This is a genomic window from Paractinoplanes tereljensis, from assembly GCF_016862435.1.
Taxonomy (GTDB): Bacteria; Actinomycetota; Actinomycetes; order Mycobacteriales; family Micromonosporaceae; genus Actinoplanes; species Actinoplanes tereljensis.
This window is the reverse complement of sequence record NZ_BOMY01000043.1, coordinates 1-25,205: the sequence shown is the minus strand read 5'-3', so window position 1 is coordinate 25,205 and position 25,205 is coordinate 1. Positions and strand designations below refer to the sequence as shown.

The following is a 25,205-nucleotide window of genomic DNA, read 5'->3' as shown; positions in this document are numbered from 1 at the left end:
CCATGTCCGCCATTCGCCTTCGCCGCAGTCTGACGACGCTGTCGTTCCTGGCCCCGGCGCTGATCGGCATCGCCGTGTTCTTCGTCTACCCCCTGATCTCGGCGGTCTACTTCTCCTTCACGAAGTTCGACCTGCTCTCCGTGCCCCAGTGGGTGGGACTGGACAACTACAAGCGGATGGCGGACGACCCGTTCCTGCTCCAATCCGTACGTAACACGCTGTGGATGGTGGTGGTCTTCGTCCCGGCCCGGATCGTCGGGGCGATCGGCCTGTCGATGCTGCTCACCCAGCTGCGACGGGGGGCCGGCTTCTTCCGCACGGTGTTCTACCTGCCGGCCCTGGTGCCGCCGGTGGCCGCCACCATCGCGTTCGTCTACCTGCTGAAGCCGGGCACCGGCCCGGTCGACCACTTCCTGGAGAAGATCGGCATCAGTGGGCCGCTCTGGTTCAACTCACCGACCTGGGCCAAACCCTCGCTGGTCCTGCTCGGCCTGTGGGCCATCGGCGACCTGATGGTGATCTTCCTGGCCGCGGTGCTGGGCGTTCCGGAGAGCCTCTACGAGGCCGCGTCGCTGGACGGCGCGAACGCCTGGCACAAGTTCCGGTCGATCACCCTGCCGTCGATCCAGCCGGTGATCCTGTTCGCCGCGGTCACCGGCGTGATCTACACGTTGCAGTACTTCGACCAGGCGGCGGTGGCCGGCTCGATCGCCAGCGGGCAGGCCACCGTCGGGGCCGGGATCTCCCAATCCTTCGGCTATCCCGAGGGCTCGACCTTCACCTATCCACTGTGGCTCTACACGGTCGGGTTCCGGTACAACGCGCTCGGTTACGCCAACGCCCTCGCGATCGCGCTGTTCGTGGTCGCGCTCTCGGTCACCGTGATCCTGATGCGCCGGGCCAAGGCCTTCTCCGGGGAGGAATCGTGACCGCTCTTCTGGAGACCCCGCCGGCCATCGCCGATCTTCCGGCCCGCAAGATCAAAAGGCAGAACCGGCTCGCCTGGATCGCCAAGCACAGCATCGCGATCGTGCTGGTGATCATGTTCCTGACGCCGGTGATCTACCTCGTGCTGCTCTCGCTGATGACCAGCAACCAGGCGCTGACAAGCGATTACTGGCCGAACACCTGGCACCCCGAGAACTACGTCAAGGTGTTCCGGTCCACGCCGCTGCCGCACTATCTGCTCAACACCGTCATCTACGCAGTGAGCTCCACGGTCCTCACCCTGGCATCGAGCGTTCCCGCCGCGTACGCCCTGGCGAAGTTGAAGTTTCGCGGCCGCAACGCTCTGTTCCTCACCATCATCTGCGTGATGATGTTGCCACCGCAGGTGGTGACCGTCCCGCTCTACCTGATGTGGGCCCGCTACGGCCTGACCGGCTCGCTCGCGCCGCTGATCATCCCGGCCCTGTTCGGCGACGCGTTCTGCATCTTCCTGCTGCGTCAGTTCCTGCTGACCATCCCGTCCGAGTACCTCGACGCGGCCCGGGTCGACGGCTGCGGCGAGTGGCGCACGCTGCTGCGGGTGGTGCTGCCGATGGCCCGGCCGGGCATCGCGGCGGCCGGCCTGTTCCAGTTCTTCTTCTGCTGGAACGACTACTACGGCCCGCTGCTCTACACCAGCGAGAACGAGAGCTCGTGGACGCTGACGCTGGGCCTGGCGTCGTTCCGGACCGTCCATCACGTCGACTGGAACCTGGTCACGGCAGCAACGGTGCTGGCCATGGCCCCGCTCATCGTCATCTTCTTCTTCGCCCAGCGCGCGTTCGTGCAGGGCATCACACTAACGGGGTTCAAAGGGTGAAAATTGCGGTTATCGGCGGTGGATCCACCTACACGCCGGAACTCGTGGACGGTTTCGCACGGCTCGGCTCGATGGTCGACGAACTCGTCCTGATCGACCCGGCAGCTGAGCGGTTGGAGATCGTCGGCGCGTTCGCAGCTCGCATCTTCGCTGCCCAGGGCCACCCGGGCAAGGTGAGTTGGACGACCGACCTGGACGCCGGGGTCACCGACGCCGACGCCGCGGTGATCCAGCTGCGGGTCGGCGGCCAGCAGGCGCGGATCACCGACGAGACGTTCCCGCTCGAGTGCGGTTGCGTCGGTCAGGAGACGACCGGCGCCGGCGGCTTGGCCAAGGCGCTGCGCACCGTCCCGGTCGTGCTCGACGTGGCCGACCGGATCCGGCGGCGGGCCAAGCCCGGCGCCTGGATCGTCGACTTCACCAACCCGGTCGGCATCGTCACCCGAGCCCTGCTCGACGCCGGCCACCGCGCCGTCGGCCTGTGCAACGTGGCGATCGGCTTCCAGCGCCGCTTCGCCGGTTACCTGGGCGTAGACCCGTCGGCGGTGGTCCTCGACCACGTCGGCCTGAACCACCTGACCTGGGAGCGAGCGGCCTATGTGGACGGCGTCGACCGCCTGCCCGCACTGCTCGCCGCCCACCTGCCGGAGATTTCCGACGAGGTGGACATCGCCCCCGAGGTCCTCACCACCCTGGGTAACGTCCCGTCCTACTACCTGTCCTATTTCTACAGTCACGACAAGCACGTCCGGGAGTCACTCGGCCAGCCCACCCGCGGCCAGCGCGTAGCCGAGATCGAGGCCGTCCTCCTCGACATGTACCGCGACGTGAACCTCGTCGAGAAGCCCGCCCTCCTCGGCGAACGCGGCGGCGCCTACTACTCCGAGGCCGCGGTCGGCCTGCTGGCCTCGCTGCACGGTTACGACGACAGTGCGGTCCACTCGGTCAACGTGCGCAACAACGGCACCCTGCCCTTCCTCCCGGCCGAGGCGGTCATCGAGGTCTCGGCCCGGGCGGGCCTCGAGGGCCCGGCCACGCTGCCGGTCACCCCCCTGCCGCCAGACATGTCCGGACTCATCACCCACGTCTGGGCGTACGAGGAACTCGCGATCGACGCCGCACTACGGGGCGGCCGCCAACGGGTCTATCGCGCCCTCCTGGCCCACCCCCTGATCGGCCAGCACGAGTACGCCGACGCCCTGGCCGACAAGCTCATCGCGGCCGGCCGCCAGCACCTCGCGTGGGCCTCATGAGAGCGCTCTATCTGGCGGCCGACGGCGGCAACTCAAAGACCGACGTGGTGCTCGGCGACGACTCGGGCCGGGTCCTGGGCTTCGTCCGGGGCGGCACGTCGTCGCCGCACAACATCGGCCTGACCGGCACGGTAGAGGTGCTGGGCCGGCTGATCGAGGCCGTGCACGCCGACGCCGGCCTGCCGCTCGGCACCCCGATCGACACCATCGCCGTCTACCTGGCCGGCGCCGACCTGCCGATCGAGGTGACCCGCCTGCACCAGGTCATCGCAGCCGAGGCGTGGGCCGGCCAGACGATCGTGGACAACGACTGCTTCGCCCTGCTGCGAGCCGGCACCGCCATGCCGGACGCGGTAACGGTCGTCTGCGGCGCGGGCACGAACTGCGTGGGCCGCGCCGCAGACGGCCGGACCGCCCGTTTCCCGGCCCTGGGCCCGATCTCCGGCGACTGGGGCGGCGGCCACGACCTGGCCGACCACGCCCTGCGCGAGGCCGTCCGCGGCGAGGACGGCCGAGGCCGCCCCACGGCTCTGTCGGCCGCGGTGGCAGCACATTTCAACCTGCCCACGGTGGAAGCGGTAAGCATCGCCCTGCACCTGGGCGACCTGCCGATGGAACGCATCCACGAGCTGTCGCCCTTGCTGTTCGAGGTGGCGGCAACAGGCGACGAGGTGGCCACCGCCCTGATCAACCGCCAGGCCGAGGAAATCCTGGCCCAGCACCGAGTTGCGGCCACCCGCCTGAACCTGCTGAACCACCCACACGCCTTGGTCCTGGGCGGCGGCGTAATGCGAGCCCGCCACCCCCAGCTGAACGACCAAATCACCGCAGGCGCCCACCGCCAGGCCCCGTTGGTAGAGGTCTCCGTCCTATCCACCCCACCAGTAACCGGCGCCGCCCTACTGGCCCTGGACGCCATGGCCCACGCCCCAACCGCCGAGCCGGCCCTACGCGCCGCCCTGGCCGACCGCCACCCAACCCCAGCCCCCCGCTCCCCAAACCTCAACCCCGCCAACCGCGACCCCGTCCCCCCAGTCACGAATCTCGACCTCGCAGACCTCGACCCCGGCACGACAGCCACGGACCTCAGGCCCAGCGCGGCGGTCGCAGACCTCGCCCCCGGCACGGCAGTCGCGGACCTCAGGTCCGGCGCGGCGGTCGCGGACCTCGGGCCCGGCGCGGCGGTCGCGGACCTCGAACCGGCCGCCGACCTCAAGGCGGTCGCGGACTGAGACGTCGGGGCGCATGACCTGCGCCCCGCGAACGACGGCGCCGGTCCGGAGGTCCACCCCTCCGAGCCGGCGCCATCCTCGTCTCAGCCGACAGGCAACCGCGCGCCGCGCTGCGTCGTGAACGCGAACGTGTTGACGGTCAACACGACATCAACACGTCAACATGCAATGCAGTCGTCAATGTTGATTCAGTCAACACGAGACGGGCCTCAGCGGCGGTCGCCTGCGCGAAGTCCGACGCCGCCCTCGCTTCAGGCGAGCGATTACGCCCCGGCCGGTCAGCGCCTCGTCAAGATCAGCATGCTGGCCGCAGCCGCCAGGACCATTCCGGCGATCAGCGGGATCACGCCGCCGACCAGGGCGTAGACCGGCAGCAGCAGGGGTGCGGCGAAGCTCAGGTAGGCCGCTGCGGCCAACGGCCGGTTGCCCGCGCGCAGCCCGGCCAGCGCCGGCACCAACCGGCCCGGCACCAGCCGGTTGAGCCAGACGAGCACGCCGCCCAAGATGATCAGCCCGATCAAGCCGGCCCACATCCGCGAGATGCCTTCGCTGACCATCATCATCCCGGCCGCCACCACGGACGCGATCAGCGTGGCGTTGGCGCCGGTCTGCGCGCCGCGCCGGACCGCGTCGGCCGCGTCCGACGACATGTCGAGCACCGGCCGGCTGGGCCGGCTGACCTGCCCGGTCCAGCTGGCCGAGGTGTGCGCCGGCGGCCCCTCCGGATCGGGCCGGTCGGGAGCGGGGTAGGGCCGCGGGAACGGCGAAGGGTAGGCCCCAGTGTCGTCGGCCGGTCCGGGCTGTCCGCTGTCCTCGGCCGGCACCGCCAGCGAGGCATCCTCGGCCAGCTCCTCGAGCGCGGCGGCCCAGCGGCGCCGCTCGAACCGGACGATGCCGACGTCGTTCTGCGCCTCCCCGATCGCCGGGTCGAGGTCGAGTGCTTCCGCGTAGGCGCGCTGGGCCAGGTCGAACAGCCGCAACCGGGCCGCGACGACGGCCAGCACCAGGTGCGCCTCGCCCTCGGCCGGCGCCACCCGCACCCCGTTCCAGGCGGCGTTCAGCGCTTCCTGCCCGTTGCGCGACTCGCTGAGCAGCGCCGCCCCGGTGCGTTGCGCGTAGGCGTCGGCCGGCCAGTTGCGCAGGATGTCGGCGGCGACCCGGGCGGCCTCGGCATAGCGCCGGGAGTCGGTGAGCGCCATGGCCCGCACGACCAGCGTCGGAAGCGTGCCGGGCGCCGAGGAGACGGCCCGCTCGGCCGCCGCGAGCGCCTCGGCCGGCTGCTCGGCGGCCAGATGGATCCGGGCCAGGGTGGCCAGCAGGCCGGGCTCGCCGGGCGCGGCGGTCAGCCCGGCCGCGATCTCCTCGGTCGCCTCGTCGTAGCGGCCGAGATCGGCGAGCAGCAACGCCCGCTGCCGGTACTCCTCCGGCGAGGTCTCGGGATCCAGTGGAGCGGCCACGGGTCGAGCGTAGGCGCTCCCCGCACCCCGCGCCGGTTCGGGGCTACCGCGAGATCACCCGAGTGGGGGTGACCCGGCTGACCACCCGCACCGCACCCGGCGTGGGCGTCCACGGCTTCCCGTCGTACTTCCGGCTCAGCTCGTCGATGAGCGCGTCCCCACCCTCCTCGACGAGCGTGACGGTCCCGTCCACGGTGAAGTAGAAGTACGGATTCGCCGGGTCGTAGGCGCAGAGCGACACCCGGGGATCGCGTTCCATGTTGCGTGTCTTGACCCGTCCCCGAATGGTCGAGAACAGCACGTCGTCGCCGTCCCGTTTGACCCACACCACGGTCGATTGCGGGCTTCCATCCGCGTTGATCGTGCTCAACACCGCGAAGGTGTTCCCGTCAATCAGCCGCCGCACCGGCTCCGGCAATCCAGTCATGCCGATGATCCTGCCGGACCGCGGCTCAGGGTGCGATGACGAGGGCGACCGCGACGGCGGCCAGGCCCTCACCGCGGCCGGTGAGACCGAGGCCGTCGGCGGTGGTGCCGGAGACGGTGACCGGGGCGCCGACCGCGTCGGAGAGGACCCGCTGGGCCTCGGCGCGCCGGGTGCCGATCTTCGGGTGGTTGCCGATCACCTGGATGGAGACGTTGACGATCTCGAACGACGCGGCCCGCAGGATCCGCACGGTCTCGGTCAGCAGGGCCACCCCGGAGGCGCCGGCCCACTCCGGCCGGCTGGTGCCGAAGTTGCTGCCCAGGTCGCCGAGCCCGGCCGCGCCGAAGAGCGCGTCGCAGGCGGCGTGCGCGGCCACGTCGGCATCCGAGTGCCCGGCCAGCCCGACCTCATCGGGCCAGAGGAGCCCGGCCACCCAGCAGGGTTGCCCCGGCGCGAACGCGTGCACATCGGTGCCGATGCCGACCCGCTGATTGATCACCCGATCACGATACGTGCAGCAGCGCCTCCGCCAGGATCAGGTCGAGCGGCCGGGTGATCTTCAGGGCCAGCTCGGACCCGGGCACGCAGGTCACCGGCACGCCCGCCTTCTCGACCAGCCCGGCGTCGTCGGTCAGCGAGTCGGCCGCCGTCGCGTGCGCGGCCGCCAGCACGTCGTGCCGGAACCCCTGCGGTGTCTGCACGCTGCGCAGAACCGCCCGGTCCACGGTCCCGAGAACCACCTCGAGCTCCGGCCCCGGGCCAACCTCTTTGATCGTGTCGACCACCGGGAGGACCGGGATCACCGCGGGGTGGCCGGCCCGGACCGCGGCGGCTACCGCCTCGATCAGCTGCGGCGGCGTGAGCGCGCGGGCCGCGTCGTGCACCAGCACGATGTCGACGCCGGCCGGCACGGCGGCCAGCGCCAGCGCGACGGACTCCTGCCGCTCGGCTCCGCCGGCCACGACGGTCACCGGAGCCACCGGGGCAAGCAGCTCCTGAACGGCCTCGACCTCGGCGGCCGGGGCGGCGACCACGATCACGCGCACCGATCCGGCGGCGGCGATGCGCCGGATCGCGTGCACGAGAAGAGGCTCGCCGGCCAGCAGACGGAGCGCTTTCGGGCCCCCCGGCCCGAGTCGCAGCCCCGCACCAGCCGCTGGAACAAGGACCGCGACGTCACCCCGAGCATTAAGCTGCGCGGTCACGTCGCGGTCCTGTGCAGAGATGGTGTTGTCGAGGCGCTATCAGGCCTCGGTGAGGACCTTGTCGAGGAGAACCTCGGCCTCGTCCTTGGTGCTCTTCTCCGCGAGAGCAACCTCGCCGACCAGAATGTCGCGGGCCTTCGCAAGCATGCGCTTCTCTCCGGCCGAGAGACCACGCTCGCGCTCGCGACGCCAAAGGTCACGAACAACTTCGGCAACCTTGAGGGGGTTACCCGAGGCCAGCTTCTCGAGATTGGCCTTGTAACGCCGCGACCAGTTGGTCGGCTCCTCGGTGTGCGGAGCGCGGAGGACGTCGAAGACCTTCCCCAGGCCTTCCTCGCCAACCACTTCGCGCACGCCGACGATTTCGGCGTTCTCAGCGGGCACCCGAACGGTCAGATCACCCTGGGCGACGCGCAGAACGAGATACTGCTTTTCCTCGCCCTTGATGACCCGAGTCTCGATTGCCTCGATGAGTGCGGCCCCGTGGTGGGGGTAAACAACGGTCTCGCCGACACTGAAAACCATAGGTTCGAAGCCCCTTTCGCTGTGTCTAGGGTAACACGCTCAGGCAGCTATGTCCCGCCCAGCCGGTGACTGTTAGTGCAGCTCAGGGGCCTTGTGACGGGCCTTTCTACGGCTTGACAGAAGCGGCGGGAGCTGCCTCGGTAACGCTATGTGACGATTGCGTGACCGCTTTGCCCAGCGAGTCGGATATTTCGCACCTACGGCGTTTGTGAGGTCAAGCTTATCGCTAAGGTCCGGAAGCGCGCACTACTGGCGTCCCGGCCGAGGTTAAGGGAGGCTGGGCAGTAGGTCCCCGACCGAAGAACCACTGGGTCGGCCAGGGGGGAGGGTGAGTCATGGCTGGTCCGAGCGATAACGGCGGATGGTCGTCGAATGGCGGTGATCTGCCCGACCTCCCTGAGGAGTGGGGCGTGATCGTCATTCCCGACGATCTGTCCGAGCTTTCCGATGAGGTCGAGGCCGTCCGCGCCGAGCTGCGCGCCACCCGGAGCCCCTCCCGCTGGCAGCGCTTCGCCGATCGACCGGTCATGCGCGGTGTTCGCAAGCTCGCCTCCGGCGCCGTCCGCGCCCCCGTTCTGATCATCTCGATGGCCGTGCTGGTGACCGTGGCGAGCCTCTTCGCATCGGCCTGGCCTGGGCCGGTGCTGCAGCCGGCCACCCAGCGCACGGCGAGCACCACCAACGTCCGCACCAGCGCGCTGCCCGCTCTCGAGCTGATCAACGCCGACGGTCAGGCCGTCTCGCTGCGCCACGATCTGCCGGCGGTCATCCTGCTGATCGAGGGCTGCGAGTGCGCCGCGCTGGTCGCCGACACCGTCGACGCGGTCCGCCCGGAGATCACCGTGATCGCCGTCGGCGGCACGATCACCGCCTCGACCGGCACCGTCCCGCCGACCGGCGCCACCCCGCAGGCGCAGGGCAAGACCGTGCGGGTGCTGCACGACCCGTCCGGCAGTCTGCGCACCCAGCTCAAGCTCGGCTCGCCCGACGGCACCGCGGCGGCCCTCCTGGTCAGCCGGGACGGCGAGATCATCCGGACCGACGCGCGCACCGCTTCGATCGAGACATTCCGCCCCGATCTGGCGCGCCTCTAGGAACCGGCCTGCCGCAGCAGGGAGTAACGGAAAATGACCGGCCCCGCATCGTTGACGGACACATTCATCCGGAACTGTCCGGCCGTGCCCACCGTGAAATCGGTGCTCTGCCGATCTTTGCCGCACAGCAGCCCGCGCCCGGTGTCGGTGCCCGCCTCGCCGAGACTCACCCGCACCTGACTCTCCTCGCCGCCCACGCAGATCACCGTCACCAGGTACTCCCCGTTGCTGACGTTGGCCGTCACCTCGCGGTCACCGTTGGGTGCGAGGGCCAGCGTGCTGGCCTCCTCCTGCTGGTCGATGTCCGGCACGAGTTTCTCAGCCGTCGCGCGCCACTGCTCGATCTGCGGATCGACCTCCGTCTGCGGCGCGGCGCGGAACCACCAGGCTCCGCCGCCGATCAGCACCAGTGCGGCGCACGCGTACAGCACGACACCCCGCGTCTGCTCCCCCATCACGCTGTGACTGTAGAGGTCTCGAGCAGCGTTCCGTAGAGCGTGAGACCCGGCCCGAAGGCCAGCATGAGAACGCGACGCGGCGGCGCCGCACGGCGGCGCAGCGCGTCCAGCACCAGCAGCACGGTCGGCGAGGAGCAGTTGCCGTACGCCGTGAGCACCTCGCGGGAGGGTGCCAGCGCCGCCTCGTCGAGGCCGAGCTGCTCGCCGACCACGTCGAGGATCTTCGGGCCGCCCGGGTGCACAGCCCAGCCGTCCACGTCGCCGATGGTCAGCCCGTGCCGGGCCAACAGATCAACGACAAGACCGCGGACGTGTACGGCGAGCACGTCCGGCACCCGCGGCGACAACCCCATCCGGAAGCCACGGTCGGTCACCTCCCAGGTCATGTGGTCGGCGGTCGTACTGTCGGTCACCGCGGCGACCTCGCGTACCGCGTACCCACCGCCGTCTCCTGGAATGAGCACGACGGCGGCCGCCGCGTCGCTGAAAAGCGCGTGCGAAACGATCTGTTGCACGTCCGCCCGCACCGCGGGCGGCTGCAGGTGCAGGCTGGTCAGCTCGGCGCAGAGCAGCAGCGCGGGCCGGCCGCGGGCGACCACGAAGTCGGCGGCCGTGCCCAGGCCGGGCAGGGCCGCGTAACAGCCCATATGGCCGACGAACAGGCGTTGCAGGTCGGGGGCCATGCCCAGGTCGCGGGCGAGCAGGATGTCCAGGCCGGGAGTGGCGTAGCCGGTGCAGGAGCAGACCGCGAACAGACCGATCTGGTCGGCGGTCAGGCCGGCCTCGGCGATCGCCCGGGCGGCCGCCTCCTTCCCCAGCGGAATGGCCTCGACCTGGTAGCGGCGCATCCGCTGCTCGGTCGACCAGTTGGCCACGTCTTCGAGCAGCGGGCTCACCGCGGCCTGCCGGGTGCGCACCCCGGCGTTCTCGAAGATCCGCTTGGCCAGGGCGCGGCGGGGACCCGAGTATTGGTGCTGGAAGTAGCCGTCCCAGACCTCGCGCTGATCCACCGAGGTTGGCAGTGCGATGCCGAGCCCCGCGATGGTCGCGTAGCGCTCCACGTCGTCCTCTCCTGTTGCCGATTACCAGCGTGGGGCGAACCCCTCCGAGTCGGGATCACCGCCGAGCGCGTCGACGCCCAGCCAGTCAGCGCAGACGTCACTGGTGGCCGGTTGCAGCGAACCGGCGCGGGCGTCGCGGTAGAGGCGTTCCAGCGGGTGGCCACGGCGCATCGCCGAGGTGCCGGCCGCCTCCAGCATCGACGCCGCCACCTCGGCCGCAGTCGTGCCGGCCAGCAGCTTGGCCCGCCACACCCAGCGGTTCGTCTCAGCGTCGCCGGGTGCCGTGTCGACCCGGCGGGCCGCCTCCAGCACCGTCAGGTGGGCGGCCGCGACCGCGGCGTCGGCCCGGCCGATCCGGGCCCGGATCGCCGGCAGGTGGCCCAGCTTGCGCTCGTTGACGTGCTCGATCGCGGCGTCCACGGCGGCCCGGGCGACCCCCACGTAGACGGCCGCGTAGCTGGCCACCATCCAGTGCGGGGCCAGCTGGGCGACCACCAGGGCGAGGCCCTCGACCCCGCCGAGCAGGGCGCCGGCCGGGACCGTGACGTCGACGTGCAGGTCGTGCGAGGAGGTGGCGCGCATGCCGAGGGCGTCCCAGGTCTCCTCGACCCGCAGGCCGTCGCCCGGCGGCACCAGGAACTGCGACACCTGGGCCGGGTCGGCGCTGCTGCGGGCCGCGACCAGGTAGGCGTCGGCGTGCCCGGCGCCGGAGCAGAACGTCTTGGCGCCCTCGATCCGGTAGCCGTCGTCCACCGCGGTGTAGCGGGTGGACATCTGCGACAGCCGGGAGCCGGCGCCGCGTTCGCTCATCGCCACCGCGTACCAGGAGCCCTCGGCCGCCGCCCGCAGGTAGGCGTCCCGGGCCGCCAGCGCCGACGGTGGCAGGCCGAGCGCCTCGGCCAGCTCGTCGGTGACCCCGCTGAGCGCGCCGGTGACCGACGCGTGCATGTTGAAGACCAGGGCGGTGGCGCCGTTGCCCCGGGCCAGCTCGTAGGCGATCGCCGCGTAGTCGGCGAAGCCGGCCCCGGCCCCGCCCAGCCGCGCGGGCACCAGCAGCCCGAACAGCCCGGCCCGGCGCAGGTCGGCGAAGTCGTCGACCGGGAACGTGCCGTCCCGGTCGTGTGCGGCGGCCCGGGCCGCGAACCGGGGCACCAGCCGCCGCGCCTCGTCGATCATGAGGCCTCCCCCAGCTTGCGGCCGGTCCCCTGATAGAGCACCGCGGTCAGTCCGGTCGGCACGATCCGCCCGCGGGTCGGGCGGCGGCGCAGGCGCCAGCGCACCACGCCGCCCAGCGTCGGCCGGGCCCCGCGCACGGTCAGGTGCACGCCGTGCCGGGCGAACTCGGCGATCAGCCGGCGCGGCCGCACGAACAGTGACGCATCGTGAATCCCGGGCGGGGCGAGGCCCAGCCACTCACCCGCGGTGACCGTGATGAAGCGACTCAGCGCGTTGTCGTTCACCGTGTCGATCACCACGAGGCCGCCCGGCCGGAGCACCCGGGACAGCTCGGCGACCGTCCCGGGCAGATCGGTGACGTGCTCGAGGATCTCGCCGGCCGCCACCACGTCGGCCGTCCCGGACGCCACCGGCAGCGCCGTGACATCGCCGTTGACCGGCTGCACGCCGTGTGAGGCGGCCAGCCGCAGCCCGGGGCGGCCGAGATCGACTCCGATGTGCCGGTAGCCCTTACCGGCCACGTGCGGCGCCAGCAGGCCGCCGCCGCAACCGGCGTCGAGCAGCACCGCGCCGGGCCGGCCGGCCGCGGGTATCAGCGCCGCCCGGGCCTCGGCCAGCCAGTGCAGCATTTCGAACCCGCCGCCCGGGTGCCACCACTGGTCGGCGAGCTCGTCGTATTGGAGCGGATCGTTACGGGACATCGACCGCATGTGATCGAGACTGGCACGCATCCGGCACGCCCGCCACACTGGCCGCATGAAACGTGCGCTCGCCCTGATCAAGGCGTCGCATCCGGAGCCGGGCGGGGCGGTCACCGTCGCGATGACCCTGCTGGCGGTCGGCGCGGGCCACCGTGGCTGGGCCATCGCCGGGATCTTCCTGGCGGTGGGGGCCACGCAACTGTCGGTGGGCTGGGTCAACGACTGGCTGGACGCGCCGCGCGACCGGGTCGCCGGGCGGGGGGACAAGCCGATCGCGACGGGGGCGGTCGGTCGCCGTACGGTCGGGATCGCCGGATTGCTCGCGTCGGTCGCCGTACCCTTTGTGGCCTTGCCCTTCGGCCTCGGGCCGATGTTGATCCTTTCGGTGGCCGGCGTGTCCGCCCTGCTCTACGACTGGCCGCTGAAGTCCACGGTGTTCTCGGTGGTGCCCTACCTGGTCACGTTCGGGCTGCTCCCGGCGTTTGTGATCAACGCGCTGCCGGGCCATCCGGCGCCGCCGGCCTGGCTGGTCGCGGCGGGCGCGCTGCTCGGTGGGGGCGCCCATTTCGCCAACGTGCTGCCCGACCTGGACGACGACGCGGCCACCGGGGTACACGGCCTGCCGCATCGGCTGGGCGCCGCCGGCTCCGCCGTCGCAGCCGCGTTTCTCCTGCTCAGCGCGACTCTCACGCTGGTCTTCGGACCGCCCGGGCCACCGTCGTGGTCAGGCTGGGCAGCGGCCGCGGCCGCCGTCGTGGTCCTTCCCCTCGGCTGGTACGCGGCCCGGCGCGCCACCGGACGCCGGGTCGCGATGTTCCGGGCGGTGATCGTGGTGGCCCTGATCGACGTCCTTTTACTGATCTTCTCGGGCCCGGTGGTGTGAATGGCCGGGTCGCCGCACGAGCCCGATCTCGGACCGATAGCCTGAGTCTCACGCCATTGGTGTCTTTACTTGGAGGATCGTGATGCGCTCGCTGGGAACCCGCCGCGTCGCACAGGCCGCGGGTGCCGCGATGGCCGCCGTGATCGCCCTGGCCGGCTGCTCTGCCGGGCAGGTCGCGGAGACCGCGATCCTGAAGGCGCCGGTCGCCGGCCTCAACACCCAGAGCCCCGACGGCGGTCTGCTCGTCCGCAACCTCCAGGTGATCTACAACGGCACCGAGGGCTACGAGGCCAACGGCACCGCACCGATCCAGCTCAGCCTGTTCAACCAGACCGAGCAGCCACTGACCGTGACGATCACCAGCAAGCCGCAGCAGACGGTCACCGCAGGCATCGTCTCGGCCCAGCAGGTCGGCCTCAGCGGCGGCGAGCCGACGACCGCGCCGACCGCTCTGCCCTCGGCGGACGCGTCCGCGCCGACCGAGCCGGCGGAGGCTCCGCTCAAGCCGGCCAAGGTCACCATCCCGGGCCTGGGCAGCGCCACCTTCCTGCCGCAGGATGACGAGCTGCTGGTGGCCTCGGGCCTGTCCGGCGAGCTCCGCCCGGGCTACTCGCTGGCCCTCACCATCCAGGTCGACAACGGGCAGTCCCTCGACGTGGTGGCGCCGTTCGGCATCCCGACCTCGCCGGCCTCGCGCGCTCCCGGCATCGAGAACGAGAACCACGAGGAGTAATTGTCGTACCCCCGGGCTAACTTGACCGGGTGACAACCTCCCGCTCGACCACCAAGGCCGCTCGACCGGCCTACGTCTGCGACGCCTGCGGGCACCAGCCACCGAAATGGCTCGGCCGGTGCCCCGAGTGCAGCGAGTGGGGCTCGGTGATCGAGTCCACGGTGACCAGCCCGCTCGGCGCCGGCCGGGTGGTCAGCTCGCGCATGCCGGCCGAGCCGGCCCGCCCGATCGCCACGATCAGCGCGGCTCCCGCCAAGGCGGTCCCGACCAACGTCAGCGAGCTCGACCGGGTGCTCGGCGGCGGCCTGGTGCCCGGCGCCGTGGTGCTGCTGGCCGGCGAGCCCGGTGTGGGCAAGTCCACACTGCTGCTCGACGTCGCCCAGCAGTGGGCGGCCGGCGCCGGCACCCCGTCGCTGGTGGTCAGCGGCGAAGAGTCGGTGAGCCAGGTCCGGTTGCGGGCCGAGCGCCTCGGCGCCCTGCACGACCACCTCTACCTGGCCGCCGAGAGCGACCTCGGCGCGGTGCTCGGCCATCTCGACGCGGTCAAGCCCGGCCTGCTGATCCTCGACTCGGTGCAGACCATCTCGGCCCCCGGCACCGAGGGCGTCCCCGGCGGCGTCACCCAGGTCCGCGCGGTGACCTCGGCCCTGGTCGGGGTGGCGAAGGAGCGCGGCATCGCCACCGTCCTGGTCGGTCACGTCACCAAGGACGGCCAGGTGGCCGGCCCCCGAGTCCTCGAGCACCTGGTCGACGTGGTGCTGCACTTCGAGGGCGACAAGCACTCGTCGCTGCGCCTGGTCCGCGGCGTGAAGAACCGCTACGGCGCGGCCGACGAGGTGGGTTGCTTCGAGATGCACGAGGGCGGCATCACCAGCCTCGCCGACCCGTCCGGCCTGTTCCTCACCCGCTACCAGGAGCCGGTCCCCGGCACCTGCGTCACGGTCGCCATGGAGGGCCGGCGCGCCCTGGTCACCGAGGTGCAGGCACTGATCGGCGCCGAGGTGCAGGGCAGCCCGAGGCGCACGGTGTCGGGCCTGGACAGCGCCCGCCTGGCGATGGTCCTGGCGGTCCTGGAACGCCGCACCAAGCAGCTGAAGCTTTACAACCGCGAGGTCTTCGCCGCCACGGTCGGCGGCATCCGGCTGACCGAGCCCTCGGCCGACCTGGCGATGGCCCTGGCGGTGGCGTCCGGCGGTCTAGACCTGGCGATGGCCCCACATCTGGTGGCGATCGGCGAGGTCGGCCTGACCGGCGAGATCCGGCGGGTCGGAGCGGTGGGCCGCCGGCTGGCCGAGGCTGCCCGCCTGGGCTTCAAGGAGGCTCTGGTGCCGCCCGGCTGCGACCCCGAGGGCACCGCCCCGAAGGGCATGCGCGTCACCGAGGTCTCCGACCTGCGCGGCGCCCTGCAGGCCGCGGCACGAGCCTCAGCCGGGTGACACAGCGTGATGTTTCATCACGCTACGGAGCATTCATCGAACCACGGCTCGTTGGCCTGGATGACATTCCGTAGAATGTACAGGTGCCGCTCGACCGCGATGGTTCCAAGCCCGCTGCCGCCACCCCGACGCCGCGTCCCGGCGTCAACGGTTCGGCGCACCGCGCCGCGTCGACGACGTCCACCCCCGGCCTCTCCGGCGGCGGCGTGACCGCCGATCCACTACGCGCCAATCTGGCCCTGATGGCCCCCGGAACAGCCCTGCGCGACGGCCTGGAACGCATCCTGCGCGGCCGCACCGGCGCCCTGATCGTCCTGGGCCACGACACGGTCGTGGAGAGCATCTGCACCGGCGGCTTCCCGCTCGATGTCGAGTTCTCGGCCACCCGCCTGCGAGAGCTGTGCAAGATGGACGGCGCGGTGGTGATGAGCAGCGACGGCACCCGCATAGTCCGGGCCGCCGTCCACCTGATGCCTGACCCGTCCATCCCGTCGGAGGAGTCCGGCACCAGGCACCGCACCGCCGAGCGCGTCGCCAAGCAGTCCGGCTTCCCGGTGATCTCGGTAAGCCAGTCGATGCGCATCATCGGCCTCTACGTGAACGGCCAGCGCCACGTCCTGGACGACTCGGCCGCCATCCTCTCCCGAGCCAACCAGGCCCTGGCCACGCTGGAACGCTACAAACTCCGCCTGGACGAGGTCTCCGGCACCCTGTCGGCCCTGGAGATCGAAGACTTGGTCACGGTCCGTGACGCTGTCGCGGTGGTCCAGCGCCTGGAAATGGTCCGCCGCATCGCCGACGAAATCTCCGGCTACGTGGTCGAACTGGGCACCGACGGCCGCCTGCTGGCCCTACAGCTTGACGAGCTGATGGCCGGCGTGGACGCCGACCGCACCCTGGTGATCCGCGACTACCTGCCAACCGGCCGCAAGGCCAGGACCCTGGACGAGGCCCTGGTAGAACTCGACCTGCTGTCCGCCACCGAAATGATCGACCTGGTAGCGGTAGCCAAAGCCATCGGCTACCCCGGCGCGTCAGACGCGCTGGACGCAGCGGTCTCCCCCAGAGGTTTCCGCCTGCTGGCCAAGGTCCCCCGCCTGCCGTCCCAGATCGTAGACCGCCTGGTAGACCACTTCGGCAGCCTGCAGCGCCTGCTGGGCGCCACGGTAGAAGACCTGCAGGCGGTAGACGGCGTAGGCGACGCGAGGGCAAGGGGAGTCCGAGAGGGCTTGTCCCGCCTGGCCGAAGCCTCAATCCTGGAACGCTACGTCTAGGCAGGCCAGGACGGGCGCGGCAGGAGCAGGCTGAGGAGGACGCCCACCAGCCCATACCCATACCTGGTTTGGGCTTGGGTGATCTCCTTGCGGCGGCACGCCCCAGAGATCGCGCCGGTGGGTGGCGCGCAAGCGGGGTTTGCTTGCGGGCCGCCCACCGGTGTGATCGCCTCAAGTGCCGCCGCAAGGAGATCACCCAAGCCTGCCCCGCACCAAGCCCAGCCACGACGAGCCAGAAGCCACCCGCCAGAGTGATCTCCGCAGCGCGTGGCCGGGGTCTGGGGCAGCGCCCCAGGGGGTTAAGGCCACAGAAAGACAGCGGCCCCCACTCAGGACGCGAGAATCGTCAATACCATCGGCTCGCTGCGCAACGTCCCCAACCGCGCCCGCAAATCGAACTGCCCCTGAGGCGGAGTAGGCCCAGCCGCCGCATTAGCCGCACAACTGCTCGACTGCCGCCCATTCCAGCTGACCTTGTAGGTGCGCGCATCCCCCGGCGCGAACTGCCGGACATCGCTGCCCTTCTGGTCGCTGCACTTGTCCGAAGACCAGTACTGCCGCCCGCCCTGATCGATATAGAGCTCCTGCGGCCCAGCGCCCACATCACGACTACAGGTCCGGGTGCCCGTGTTCTTCACGGTAAGCGACAACTCCACCGTGGCCCCACGCTTGAACGTGGTCGGATTGGCGGCCGGGACGACCGTCATCTCGGTGTCGGCGCAGGATCCGTCGGCCGGAACCGTGACATTGGTGTTCTGCCCGGTGTCGCCGGTAGTAGTAGTGCCATCATCGGCGCCCGGCGTCTTGGACTCCAGGTCGCCAAGCGCGGGCAAGGAAGGCCCATTCCCACCGGGGACCCCGTCCAGGAAGGACGGCTCGGTCGTCGGCGACGCGGAGTTGGCCGGGGCCGGGGTGGGCAGTTGCGACGACGGCGACGCGCCCTTGCCGCGCTGGTCGTCCTTGTCGTCACCGGAGCAGGAAACGAACAGCACGATGATGCCGAGCAGCACAGCACCCAGCACGACCGCACGACGCCGCCAGTAGACGGCGGGAGGGAGGGAACCAACCGTCGTTCGCATGATGGGGCCACCGTAAACCCGGAGGAGCGGGACCACGGGCGCGACGCGCCGGGTATGCGACACGTACTCGGATAACGCTCGTTAAAGATAGACCTTGCGCTGGTATATCGCATGCGCGCCGGCGACCTTGTCGAGGAACAGATTGCCTGCGCAGTGGTCGATCTCGTGTTGCAGCGCGCGGGCTTCGAAGGCGTCGGTGGTGATGGTGACGGCCTCGCCGGTGCCGGGCAGGACGGCTTCGACGACGATGCGGCCGGCCCGTTTCACGTCGCCGGTCAGGTCGGGCACGGACATGCAGCCCTCGCGGCCGGCCTTCCAGCGCGACGCCTCAATGATCTTGGCGTTGCAGAGGGCGAACGTGCCGTGCACGGTGGCCGCCTTGGGGTGGCCGACCACGTTCACGCAGAAGACCTGGACGCCGACGCCGACCTGTGGTGCGGCCAGGCCGACGCAGCCGGCCGAGACTTTCATGGTGGCGACCAGGTCGGCGGCGAGCTGGAGCACGGCCGGGTCGGTGGGGTCGACCTCGTCGCCGACGGTGCTGAGGACGGTGGCCGGCGCGGTGACGACCGGGAGCACCCGGCCTTCCGGCAGTTCCGGAAAAGTCACAGGATCTCCGGCTCGGCGCGGCGCAGCGTCACCTCGACGCCCAGCTCGGAGGCGGCTACGGCCAGATGCTGGGCCAGCTCGTCACCGGCCCCGGCGGGCAGGTCGGCCTCCGCGATCAGGACGTAGAGGCTGCCGACCAGGCGGGTGCTCAGGTCGGTGATGTTGCCGCCGGCCCCGGCCACCTCACGGGTCACGGCCGCGACGATGCCGAGCCGGTCGGCGCCGTGCACGCTCACCACCCAAGCCTCCCCGTCGCCGCCGCCGGACGCCTCGGGCGAGACCTGACGCACCGCCGTGGTCACCCCGGCGAGTGATTCCAGGGCCTTCTCGGCCTCGGCCGCGGTGGGGCCGGTGCAGATCAGGGTCATCGCGAAGTGGCCGCGGAGGCGGGTCATCGTCGAGTCGGTGAGGTTGGCGCCGACTCCGGCGAGGGCTTCGGCCACGTCGGCGACGATGCCGGTCCGGTCCGGACCGATGACGGTGATGGCAAGCTCATGCACCTGCCTACAGTAAGTGGTGCCAGGCCTGCGGGCGCCGCTCGGCGCGCATGGCTAAGGTGACACCCGCCATGACCGCCTGCACCGAGCGGCACCCAGCCGCACCGAACGACGGCGGCCGCAGGCGAGGGCCAGAAGGGCATGGCTAAAGTGGCTCTGCCATGACTCTCGCTGACGATGCCATCGCCTGGTATGAGACGAACGCCCGTGACCTCCCCTGGCGGCAGCCCACCACGAGCGCGTGGGGGGTGCTGGTCAGCGAGGTGATGCTGCAGCAGACCCCGGTGGTCCGGGTGGAACCGGCCTGGCGTTCCTGGATGACCCGCTGGCCCACCCCGGCCGATCTGGCCGCCGATCCGCCGGCCGAGGCGATCCGGATGTGGGGCCGCCTCGGCTACCCCCGCCGGGCGATGCGCCTGCACGCCTGCGCCGTCGCGATGGTCGAGCGGCACGACGGTGAGGTGCCGTCCGACCTCGACCAGCTGCTGGCCCTTCCGGGCGTCGGCACCTACACCGGCCGGGCGGTCGCGACCTTCGCCTACGGGCAGCGGCACCCGGTGGTGGACACCAACGTGCGGCGGGTGGTGTCGCGCGCGGTCGAGGGCAAGCCGGACGCGGGAGCGGCGACCACCGCGGCCGACCTGGTGGCGGTGGAGGAACTCCTGCCGCCGGACGAGGCGACGGCGGCGAAGGCCAGCATCGCGTTCATGGAGTTGGGCGCGATCGTCTGCACGGCTCGGGCGCCGCGCTGCCTGAGCTGTCCGTTCGAGACGGCCTGTGCGTGGCACGCGACCGGTGAGAACCTGCCCGAAGGGCCGAGCCGCAAGCCGCAGCGGTACGCGGGCACCGACCGGCAGGTGCGTGGCCTGCTGCTGGAGGTGCTGCGGCACGCCAGTGGCCCGGTGCCGCGGCAACGCCTCGACGTGGTGTGGTCCGACGAGGTGCAGCGGGCCCGGGCCCTGGCCGGCCTGGTGGACGACGGCCTGGTGGAGCCGCTGGGTGCCGACGATTTCGTGCTGGCCGGCGACAACCAACGACCCCAACCCCAAGACCTCTAGTAGACGTACGGCCACCCGCTCGAGTCGTAGGCAAGCAGGTTGATGCCGAGCTTGGCCGTGCCGTTGTCGGCGTAGTAGTGGTAAACCAGCACGTCGGCGTCGGAGTCGGTGAAGACGGACTGTCCGCCCGGTCCGTGGATGCTGCCGTGCCCGGCGAGGATCTCGGTCCCGCCGCTGCTGGTCATCGCGGTTCCGTTCTTGTCGACGAACGGCCCGGTGACGCTGGTGGAGCGGCCCACCATGATCCGGTAGGTGCTGGACGCGCCCGCGCAGCACTTGTCGAACGAGACGAACAGGTAGTAGTACGACCCGTGCCGGAACAGGAACGGCGCCTCGATCGCGCCACCGCCCCGGCCGGCCAGCGAGCGGATGGTGGTGTTCAGCCGCTTGCCGGTGGACGCGTTGAGCTGGACCTGCTTGATCCCGGTCCAGAACGAGCCGAGGCTGAGCCACCAGTTGCCGGACGGATCGACGTACAGGTTCGGGTCGATCGCGTTGAAGTTGTCGCTGGTGTTCGACTCGATGACCAGGCCCTGGTTGCTCCAGCTGCCGGCGGCGCCGGTGGTGCTGGTGGCCAGGAAGATCGCCGAGTGGTTCGACCCGAAGGTGGATGCCGAGTAGTACATCCAATACTTCCCGCTACGGTAGGAAATATCGGGTGCCCACAGGTTCGCACTGCCGCCGGTGTACGCGGTCGTCCACGACGCGCCGCTCGGGAAGGCCACCCCGGCATCCTTGAACGCGGTGCGATCGGTCGAGGTCTTCAGGGTGATGTTGTTGCCGGTGTGCGCGATCAGGTAGGTCCCGTCCGGCTTCTTCACGATGCCGGGGTCGTGCACGTTGATGCTGCCGGTGACCGCGCCGGGGTTCGGGTAGGTGGCCGCCTCGGCCGACCCGACGCCGACCGCCACGGCGCCGGTCACCACCAGGGCGACTGCTCCGGCAAGCGCTTTCCTGCGAAACGACATGAGACTCCTCTCGCCGCTGACATTTCCGGGGTGTTACGGCTAGAGTGAACGTTCACATCGATGAACGTCAAGGGATTGCAGCCGCCTTCAGCAGTACTGATCCGCCGCGAGGCGGGTCCGATGGCGGCTACCTGATGTTGACGTGCACATGGACATCTCGGGAGGACCCCGTCATGCCCCGACTCCGAACACGGATAGCCGGCACGGCCGTCGCCCTGGCGGCTCTGCCGCTCGCGGTGGCACCACCGGCAGCCGCGTCCGCGAACCCCGACTACACGATCACTGTTCATCCGAACAGTGCCGGCGCCGCCATCGACGACTCGATGTACGGCGTCTTCTTCGAGGACATCAACTTCGCGGCGGACGGCGGGCTCTACGCCGAGCTCGTCCGCAACCGTTCCTTCGAGTTCCTGCCGGCCGACCGCAGTGGATACAACGGCCTGACCGGCTGGACCGTCGACGCGGGCACCGCCACCACGGCCAACGACGACGCCCGGCTCAACGCCACCAACCGCACCTATCTGCGGGTGACCGACGGCGCCGCACTCACCAACGCCGGCTACAACAGCGGCATCGCCACCAAAAAGGGCGATATTTACGACTTCTCAATTTGGGCACGGGCCGACGCGGGCGCCACGCTGACGGTCACCCTCGGCGGCGCGACGCTGACCAAGGCGATCGCCACCGACAGCTGGACCAAGTACACCGGCACGCTGCGGGCCACCGCCACCACGGATGCCGGCCGGTTGACCGTCCGGACCGACAAATCGTCCAGACTGGACATGGTCTCGCTCCTCCCCCGCGACACCTACAAGGGCCACGGCCTTCGTAGGGATCTCGCCGAGAAGGTCGCGGCGCTGAAGCCCGGCTTCGTCCGCTTCCCCGGCGGCTGCCTGGTCAACACCGGCAGCATGTACGGCTACGACGCCGCCAACAGCTACCCGCGAGCCCGCTCCTACCAGTGGAAGGACACGGTCGGACCGGTCGAGACCCGGGCCACCAACACCAACTTCTGGGGCTACAACCAGAGCTACGGCCTCGGCTACTACGAGTACTTCCAGTTCTCCGAGGACATCGGCGCCCAGCCGCTCCCGGTGCTGCCGGCCCTGGTCACCGGCTGTGGCCAGAACCGGGCCACCAATGACCCGGCGCTGCTGCAGAAGTACATTCAGGACACGCTCGACCTGATCGAGTTCGCCAACGGGCCGACCACCTCGACCTGGGGCAAGGTGCGGGCGCAGATGGGTCACCCGAAGCCGTTCGGGCTGTCCAAGGTGGCGATCGGCAACGAGGAGAACCTGCCGAACGAGTACTTCGCGAACTACCTGCAGTTCCGCGACGCGATCAAGGCGAAGTACCCGAACGTCACGGTGATCAGCAACTCCGGGCCGGACGACACCGGTGCCACGTTCGACAATCTGTGGGCCAAGAACAAGGCGGCCGGCAGCGACATGGTCGACGAGCACTACTACAACAGCCCGTCCTGGTTCCTGCAGAACAATGCGCGCTACGACTCGTACGATCGCAATGGTCCGAAGGTTTTCCTGGGTGAATACGCCTCGCTGGATGCGAAGTTCGCGAACTCGCTGGCCGAGGCGGCCTACATGACCGGGCTCGAGCGCAACGCCGACGTGGTGAAGATGGCGTCCTACGCGCCGCTGTACGCCAACATCGACAACGTGCAGTGGCGGCCGGACCTGATCTGGTTCGACAACGACGAGTCGTGGGGCACGACGAGTTACCAGATGCAGAAGCTGTTCATGACCAACGTCGGCGACCGGGTCGTCCCGAGCACGACGACCGGGGCGGTCGTCCAGCCGCAGCCGATCACCGGCCGGGTGGGCCTGTCCACCTGGGCCACCGCGGCCCGCTACGACGACGTCCAGGTCACCACGCCGGACGGCACCGTGCTGGCCTCGGACGACTTCAACGACGGCAACGCGGACGGCTGGACCTCACTGTCCAACCGGGGCACCTGGTCGGTGCAGGACGGCGCCTACGTGCAGTCCGACACCGGGGCGACGAACACCATGGTCGCGGCGGCCACCAACATCACCGCCACCGACTACGACGTCACGCTGAAGGCCACCAAGACGGCCGGCGCCGAGGGCTTCCTCATCCCGTTCGGGATCAAGAACTCGGACAGTTGGTACTGGTGGAACCTGGGCGGCTGGAACAACACCCAGGGCGCGGTCGAGAAGGCATCCGGCTCCGCCGACGCCAAGGAGCAGATCCTCACTCGCCCGGACTCGGTGGTGACAGGCCAGACCTACAACCTCAAGATCCAGGTACGGGGTACGAAGGTCACGCTGTTCAAGGACGGCGTCGAGTGGGGCGGTTTCGACGACAACAAGGTGTCCGAGCCGTTCGCGCAGGTGGTCACGCACGACAATCGCACCGGTGAGTTGATCGTCAAGGTGGTCAACGCCCAGGACAAGGCGGCGCTGACCAAGGTCGACCTCGGCGGGCTCAAGGTGGCGCGGAGCGCGAAGATCACCGTGCTGGCCGGCGACCCGGGCGAGCAGAACACCCGCTCGGCGGAGCCGATCCAGCCAGTTACCAGCACGGTCAACGGGATCGGGTCGACGTTCACCCGGACGTTCCCGGCCAACTCGGTTACCTTCCTCCGCATCAAGGAGCGGTCATGATCAGTCGACGCACGCTCCTCCGAGGGTCCCTAGGGGTGGCCGCCGGCGCCGGGGTCGCCGGGCTCGCCTCGGCCGGCACTGCTTCGGCGGCCATTCCGAAGACCGACGCCGAGATCTACGGCGTCCCGACCGCGCAGCCGCTGATCAGTCAGCGGGCCGACCCGTTCATCACGCCCCGCACGAACGGGAAGTACTACTTCACCGGCTCGGTCCCGGAGTACGACCGGCTCGTCGTGCGCGGTGCCACCACGATCGCCGGGCTTCCGGCGGCCACCGAGACGGTGGTCTGGCGACGGCCGGCCACCGGCAAGATGGCCGGCCACATCTGGGCGCCGGAGCTGCACCGGATCGACGGCCGCTGGTACATCTACTTCGCGGCCGGCGACTCGGATGACGTGTTCCGGATCCGCACCTACGTGCTGGAGTCGGCGCTGGCCGACCCGACCGACGCGAGCGGCTGGACCCTGAAGGGCCAGCTGCTGACCGAGTGGGACGGCTTCACGCTGGACTCCACGACGTTCGCGCACCGCGGCCACCGTTACCTGGTGTGGGCGCAGAGCGAGCCGGAGATCGCGGTCAACACCAGCCTCTACATCGCGCGGCTCGCCAACCCGTGGACGCTGGCCACCAAGCCGACCCGGATCACCACGCCGACCAAGAACTGGGAGATCCAGGGCTACAAGGTCAACGAGGGGCCGGCCGTGCTGATCCGCAACGGGCGGGTGTTCCTGACCTTCTCGGCCAGCGCCACCGATGCCCGGTACTGCATGGGCCTGCTCACCGCGGACGCGGACGCCGACCTGCTGGACCGGGACTCGTGGGTGAAGACTCCCGACCCGATCTTCGTGACCAACACCGAGACGTCCCGGTTCGGGCCGGGGCACAACTCGTTCACGGTGGCCGAGGACGGGGTGACCGACGTGCTGGTCTTCCACGCCCGCGACTACCGGGACATCACCGGCGACCCGCTGTACGACCCGAACCGGCACACCCGGGTGCAGAAGGTCTACTGGCATCCGGACGGCACCCCGCTGTTCGGCATCCCGGTCGGCGACGGCGGCCCGATCGTGCGGGTCTCCCCCGTGGACCGGCCGAAGGACTTCGTCCGGCACGCCGACGACGGGCTGATCGTGCTGGAGCGGGCGCCGCGCGACCTGGCGGCCACCCAGTTCCGGTTCGAGGCCCGGGATGACGGCACCGAGTTGGTTCGCTCGGTCGACCACCCGAGCCAGTTCCTGCACGTGGACGGTGGAGTGGTCAAGCTGGACGGCGCGGGCACGCCGGTCCGCCGGGAGATCGTCCGCAATGGCGTCAAGATCGCGGTGGTCGGCGGTGGTTACCTGAAGCAGAGCGGCGGGGCGATCTCCGTCGCGCCGTCGGGGACGGTTTTCCGCCTCTCGTGACATGAAAAACGGCCCGGCTGCGTCGCAGCCGGGCCGTTTCCGTCAGTCTTACTCCTCGGTGGCGGTCGCCTCGAGGTCGGCCGGAACGGCGTCCGGGACCGTGACCCCGCGGTCGGCGCCGCGGAAGGTCAGCTTCGACTTCTCGATGTTCTCCGGGTCACCCTCGCAGTCAACAACCACGATCTGGCCGGGGCGCAGCTCGTTGAACAGGATCTGCTCGG

Annotated in this window: 25 protein-coding genes; 12 read left to right on the top strand and 13 right to left on the bottom strand. The window is 70.3% G+C overall.

Annotation, left to right across the window (positions count from 1 at the left end):
• Positions 1-2: 2 nt before the first annotated feature.
• Genes Ate02nite_RS33905 through Ate02nite_RS33890 form a run of 4 tightly spaced genes read left to right on the top strand, consistent with a single transcriptional unit; the run spans position 3 to position 4,292 of the window.
• Positions 3-929, top strand: coding sequence for a carbohydrate ABC transporter permease (locus Ate02nite_RS33905; RefSeq protein ID WP_203811972.1), 927 nt, complete (start codon positions 3-5; stop codon positions 927-929).
• Entirely contained in the window at positions 926-1,807 is an 882-nt protein-coding gene (locus Ate02nite_RS33900) for a carbohydrate ABC transporter permease (protein WP_239147916.1), read from the top strand. Before Ate02nite_RS33905 ends, Ate02nite_RS33900 begins: the two co-directional genes overlap by 4 nt.
• Positions 1,804-3,060 (top strand): 6-phospho-beta-glucosidase, encoded by a 1,257-nt coding sequence (locus tag Ate02nite_RS33895; RefSeq protein WP_203811971.1) that lies wholly within the window; start codon positions 1,804-1,806, stop codon positions 3,058-3,060. The genes Ate02nite_RS33900 and Ate02nite_RS33895 overlap by 4 nt, the downstream gene beginning before the upstream one ends.
• On the top strand, positions 3,057-4,292 hold the full coding sequence (locus Ate02nite_RS33890) for an N-acetylglucosamine kinase (RefSeq protein ID WP_239147915.1): 1,236 nt from the start codon (positions 3,057-3,059) through the stop codon (positions 4,290-4,292). The genes Ate02nite_RS33895 and Ate02nite_RS33890 overlap by 4 nt, the downstream gene beginning before the upstream one ends.
• A 278-nt stretch (positions 4,293-4,570) precedes the next feature.
• Here Ate02nite_RS33890 and Ate02nite_RS33885 read toward each other — a convergent pair whose 3' ends face one another.
• Genes Ate02nite_RS33885 through Ate02nite_RS33865 form a run of 5 tightly spaced genes read right to left on the bottom strand, consistent with a single transcriptional unit; the run spans position 4,571 to position 7,906 of the window.
• Positions 4,571-5,749 carry a tetratricopeptide repeat protein gene (locus tag Ate02nite_RS33885; RefSeq protein WP_203811970.1) on the bottom strand — a complete coding sequence of 393 codons (1,179 nt, stop codon included), beginning with the start codon at positions 5,747-5,749 and terminating at the stop codon, positions 4,571-4,573.
• Between the two features lie 43 nt (positions 5,750-5,792).
• The gene (locus Ate02nite_RS33880) at positions 5,793-6,176 is read right to left on the bottom strand and encodes a PPOX class F420-dependent oxidoreductase (protein ID WP_239147914.1); all 384 of its coding nucleotides are present in this window, start codon (positions 6,174-6,176) and stop codon (positions 5,793-5,795) included.
• 25 nt (positions 6,177-6,201) lie between these two features.
• Complete coding sequence (gene ispF / locus Ate02nite_RS33875; RefSeq protein WP_203811969.1) at positions 6,202-6,675, bottom strand: 2-C-methyl-D-erythritol 2,4-cyclodiphosphate synthase; 474 nt, start codon at positions 6,673-6,675, stop codon at positions 6,202-6,204.
• Between the two features lie 4 nt (positions 6,676-6,679).
• Positions 6,680-7,381, bottom strand: a complete 702-nt coding sequence (gene ispD / locus Ate02nite_RS33870; protein WP_203811968.1) for a 2-C-methyl-D-erythritol 4-phosphate cytidylyltransferase — start codon at positions 7,379-7,381, stop codon at positions 6,680-6,682.
• A gap of 39 nt (positions 7,382-7,420) precedes the next feature.
• On the bottom strand, positions 7,421-7,906 hold the full coding sequence (locus Ate02nite_RS33865; RefSeq protein WP_030443670.1) for a CarD family transcriptional regulator: 486 nt from the start codon (positions 7,904-7,906) through the stop codon (positions 7,421-7,423).
• Between the two features lie 410 nt (positions 7,907-8,316).
• On the opposite strand from Ate02nite_RS33865, the gene Ate02nite_RS33860 reads away from it, so the two are divergent.
• Complete coding sequence (locus Ate02nite_RS33860) at positions 8,317-9,000, top strand: hypothetical protein (protein ID WP_239147913.1); 684 nt, start codon at positions 8,317-8,319, stop codon at positions 8,998-9,000.
• Here the strand turns inward: Ate02nite_RS33860 and Ate02nite_RS33855 are convergent.
• The 4 genes from Ate02nite_RS33855 to Ate02nite_RS33840 are packed head-to-tail and all read right to left on the bottom strand — an operon-like array spanning position 8,997 to position 12,405.
• Positions 8,997-9,455, bottom strand: a complete 459-nt coding sequence (locus tag Ate02nite_RS33855; protein ID WP_239147927.1) for a DUF6023 family protein — start codon at positions 9,453-9,455, stop codon at positions 8,997-8,999. The genes Ate02nite_RS33860 and Ate02nite_RS33855 overlap by 4 nt on opposite strands.
• Entirely contained in the window at positions 9,455-10,519 is a 1,065-nt protein-coding gene (locus Ate02nite_RS33850) for a type III polyketide synthase (RefSeq protein ID WP_203811965.1), read from the bottom strand. The genes Ate02nite_RS33855 and Ate02nite_RS33850 overlap by 1 nt, the downstream gene beginning before the upstream one ends.
• A 21-nt stretch (positions 10,520-10,540) precedes the next feature.
• A complete protein-coding gene (locus Ate02nite_RS33845) occupies positions 10,541-11,695 on the bottom strand; it encodes an acyl-CoA dehydrogenase family protein (protein WP_203811964.1) in 1,155 nt (384 codons plus the stop codon).
• Positions 11,692-12,405: a methyltransferase domain-containing protein gene (locus Ate02nite_RS33840; protein WP_203811963.1), complete on the bottom strand. Its 714-nt coding sequence runs from the start codon at positions 12,403-12,405 to the stop codon at positions 11,692-11,694. The genes Ate02nite_RS33845 and Ate02nite_RS33840 overlap by 4 nt, the downstream gene beginning before the upstream one ends.
• A 46-nt stretch (positions 12,406-12,451) precedes the next feature.
• Between Ate02nite_RS33840 and Ate02nite_RS33835 the strand changes: the two genes are divergently transcribed.
• The 4 genes from Ate02nite_RS33835 (at position 12,452) to disA (ending at position 16,722) form a co-directional block, all read left to right on the top strand.
• On the top strand, positions 12,452-13,279 hold the full coding sequence (locus tag Ate02nite_RS33835) for a UbiA family prenyltransferase (protein ID WP_203811962.1): 828 nt from the start codon (positions 12,452-12,454) through the stop codon (positions 13,277-13,279).
• Between the two features lie 82 nt (positions 13,280-13,361).
• Positions 13,362-14,012: a hypothetical protein gene (locus tag Ate02nite_RS33830; RefSeq protein ID WP_203811961.1), complete on the top strand. Its 651-nt coding sequence runs from the start codon at positions 13,362-13,364 to the stop codon at positions 14,010-14,012.
• Between the two features lie 29 nt (positions 14,013-14,041).
• Positions 14,042-15,448: a DNA repair protein RadA gene (gene radA / locus Ate02nite_RS33825; protein WP_203811960.1), complete on the top strand. Its 1,407-nt coding sequence runs from the start codon at positions 14,042-14,044 to the stop codon at positions 15,446-15,448.
• An 83-nt stretch (positions 15,449-15,531) separates the two neighbouring features.
• Positions 15,532-16,722, top strand: coding sequence for a DNA integrity scanning diadenylate cyclase DisA (gene disA, locus Ate02nite_RS33820; protein ID WP_203811959.1), 1,191 nt, complete (start codon positions 15,532-15,534; stop codon positions 16,720-16,722).
• Between the two features lie 329 nt (positions 16,723-17,051).
• Here disA and Ate02nite_RS33815 read toward each other — a convergent pair whose 3' ends face one another.
• From Ate02nite_RS33815 to Ate02nite_RS33805, 3 genes are all read right to left on the bottom strand, one after another.
• Positions 17,052-17,801, bottom strand: a complete 750-nt coding sequence (locus Ate02nite_RS33815) for an adhesin (protein WP_203811958.1) — start codon at positions 17,799-17,801, stop codon at positions 17,052-17,054.
• A gap of 81 nt (positions 17,802-17,882) precedes the next feature.
• On the bottom strand, positions 17,883-18,410 hold the full coding sequence (gene def, locus Ate02nite_RS33810) for a peptide deformylase (RefSeq protein ID WP_203811957.1): 528 nt from the start codon (positions 18,408-18,410) through the stop codon (positions 17,883-17,885).
• Positions 18,407-18,910 carry a glycine cleavage system transcriptional repressor gene (locus tag Ate02nite_RS33805; protein WP_203811956.1) on the bottom strand — a complete coding sequence of 168 codons (504 nt, stop codon included), beginning with the start codon at positions 18,908-18,910 and terminating at the stop codon, positions 18,407-18,409. The genes def and Ate02nite_RS33805 overlap by 4 nt, the downstream gene beginning before the upstream one ends.
• A 158-nt stretch (positions 18,911-19,068) precedes the next feature.
• On the opposite strand from Ate02nite_RS33805, the gene Ate02nite_RS33800 reads away from it, so the two are divergent.
• Complete coding sequence (locus tag Ate02nite_RS33800) at positions 19,069-19,965, top strand: HhH-GPD family protein (protein ID WP_203811955.1); 897 nt, start codon at positions 19,069-19,071, stop codon at positions 19,963-19,965.
• Here Ate02nite_RS33800 and Ate02nite_RS33795 read toward each other — a convergent pair.
• Positions 19,962-20,933: an arabinan endo-1,5-alpha-L-arabinosidase gene (locus tag Ate02nite_RS33795; protein WP_203811954.1), complete on the bottom strand. Its 972-nt coding sequence runs from the start codon at positions 20,931-20,933 to the stop codon at positions 19,962-19,964. The two genes, Ate02nite_RS33800 and Ate02nite_RS33795, sit on opposite strands and share 4 nt — an antisense overlap.
• Positions 20,934-21,106: 173 nt before the next feature.
• On the opposite strand from Ate02nite_RS33795, the gene Ate02nite_RS33790 reads away from it, so the two are divergent.
• Together Ate02nite_RS33790 and Ate02nite_RS33785 are read left to right on the top strand one after the other, a co-directional pair.
• On the top strand, positions 21,107-23,581 hold the full coding sequence (locus tag Ate02nite_RS33790; RefSeq protein WP_203811953.1) for an alpha-L-arabinofuranosidase family protein: 2,475 nt from the start codon (positions 21,107-21,109) through the stop codon (positions 23,579-23,581).
• Entirely contained in the window at positions 23,578-24,984 is a 1,407-nt protein-coding gene (locus Ate02nite_RS33785; RefSeq protein ID WP_203811952.1) for a family 43 glycosylhydrolase, read from the top strand. The genes Ate02nite_RS33790 and Ate02nite_RS33785 overlap by 4 nt, the downstream gene beginning before the upstream one ends.
• Positions 24,985-25,205 lie beyond the last annotated feature (221 nt).